Source organism: Bacillus sp. JJ1474, assembly GCF_036965225.1.
Lineage (GTDB): Bacteria > Bacillota > Bacilli > Bacillales > Cytobacillaceae > Cytobacillus.
The window spans coordinates 1-1,865 of record NZ_JBALPC010000031.1; the positions used below are offsets into that span (position 1 = coordinate 1).

The window sequence follows — 1,865 nt, forward strand, 5'->3', positions numbered from 1 at the left end:
ATGCTTACTGAATAGAAGTTATCATTTTTCGATATAATAAAATGAATCATATTTAGAATGGTTTTAGTAATTAATTATGGTAATTAGCTCAATAGAATTAAATGGAATTATAACATTGAGTAAGGATGAAAAAATGAGTTATGACATTAGCATATGGTCAGTAAATAAAACTTCATTTGAGAATGAAATTTTTAACCAAGCAAGTATTAAACATAAGAATGAGGGAATCATCTTTGAAGGTCCAAATTGGCAAATTATGATTGGTAATCCTCAAGAAGTCATGGAAGAAGATATACCAGAAGAAGTTGTTGGCAAACTTCCGGGCATTAAATATTTTACAGAAATTATTTTAGAACCCTTAGGTGCACCTAAACAAGCATTTACGATACTTAAGAAAATTTCTAAAATCATTGCTCAATCATCACATGGAATTATTTCTGATGAACGAGGAACAGTTTCTTCTCCAACGGGCGTGAAAAGGCTAGAAACCATTAAAGTAAAAGATGATCCAGATTGTCTCCAAATGACATGGTGGTTCATGAAAGACCACACTTTTATAAAAGATGGTTTTAAAGAATTTTTAGAATTTATTGAATTAACATTGCCTGAAGCATTACCTAGAAGATATGGAATTTATGAGCCACCACAATTTAAACTGGCCGAAAAAGGAAAAGAACATTTTATTCAGTTTTTATCCGAGCACATACATGAAGTGATTGTTTGGTATCCCAGTAAACCATTTACTTATATTACGATTCAAATCCCACCTAAAATAGGTGCCACACGTGAAGGTTTTAGAGCTTCTTATATCACTATGGAGTTTTTAGAGGAGGTAATGAACCAGCCTGGATGGCCTACGGAATTAAAGCGATTTTGGTTAAAAGCTTCTGACCAATTACAACCGTTTTATGGTGAAATGAGAAAGGCAAAGTTTTCTATAGGTGATACATGGTGGAGAGGCTTTCCAAAAAAGTTGGGGAATGCTGCTGTTATAGGAAAGCCTTATATTGATTTATGGACGGAATTTACTAAAGAAGCCAAACAAACTGATAGCGGACTTTTTTATATTGAAAACATAAAACAGGATTATCAGGATCTCCATTCAATTATTGCAGATGTGCCAGAGGATTTTGTAAAACCGAAGACTAAGAAGAAACACTCAAGAAATTGGCCTTTTGAGGGACCAATCTTGAAATATAAATAATATCTTTAGTTTTACAAACCAAAGGCGCAATCCTTACTACTACAGGAAAGCGCCCGATTGTTGAAGATCGTTATTGAACTCAAGCACCCGTTAATAAAATATTGTAATTTTATTTATTATAATCTTACCAGTGTACTTGAAGTTTATTACCATTTGGGTCATAAAAGTGGAAAAAGGCATGACCATTATCTTCTTTTATATCCTCGACCTTAACTTGATTATCAATTAAGTGTTGATGAAATTTAGATAATTCTGGACTTGTAAAGCCAATGCTAAATTCTTGTTTATTATCAATTGTAAAATGTGCAAATGTTTCATCTTCGGTAGGAACTAAGATAAGTAAAAAAGGTCCTTCATTTACTTTTAAAATCGCAAGTTCCTCAGTACTGTTTAATAACTGGAGTCCTAATACATCTCTATACCATTGAGCAGACAGTTCTAAATCTTTTACAGGAATTCTAATATAATGTACTTGTTCAATAAATGATTTACTCATAGCCTTCTCTCCTTTATTTAATCTGGTATATCAAAGGTTCCCTTTCTATATACCTTTTTCCTTCCGATTATTGAATTAACCTGCTCCTTTAGTATAAGTGTATTTATTCACAATATTTCCCAAAATATCCATTTATTTCGAAAATGAGTTACTCAACAATCTGGC

2 protein-coding genes are annotated in these 1,865 nt (G+C 32.2%); one reads left to right on the forward strand and one right to left on the reverse strand.

Annotation, left to right across the window (positions count from 1 at the left end; all coding sequences use genetic code 11):
- Positions 1–133: 133 nt before the first annotated feature.
- Positions 134–1,204, forward strand: coding sequence for a hypothetical protein (locus V7164_RS04935; protein ID WP_335353504.1), 1,071 nt, complete (start codon positions 134–136; stop codon positions 1,202–1,204).
- Positions 1,205–1,328: 124 nt separating this feature from the next.
- Here the strand turns inward: V7164_RS04935 and V7164_RS04940 are convergent, their stop codons facing one another.
- A complete protein-coding gene (locus V7164_RS04940) occupies positions 1,329–1,700 on the reverse strand; it encodes a VOC family protein (RefSeq protein WP_335345951.1) in 372 nt (123 codons plus the stop codon).
- Positions 1,701–1,865 lie beyond the last annotated feature (165 nt).

Bases quoted from the DNA above. Each gene is read 5' to 3' on its own strand.
- V7164_RS04935 (WP_335353504.1), top strand. From the start codon at position 134: ATGAGTTATGACATTAGCATATGGTCAGTAAATAAAACTTCATTTGAG.
- V7164_RS04940 (WP_335345951.1), bottom strand. From the start codon at position 1,700: ATGAGTAAATCATTTATTGAACAAGTACATTATATTAGAATTCCTGTA.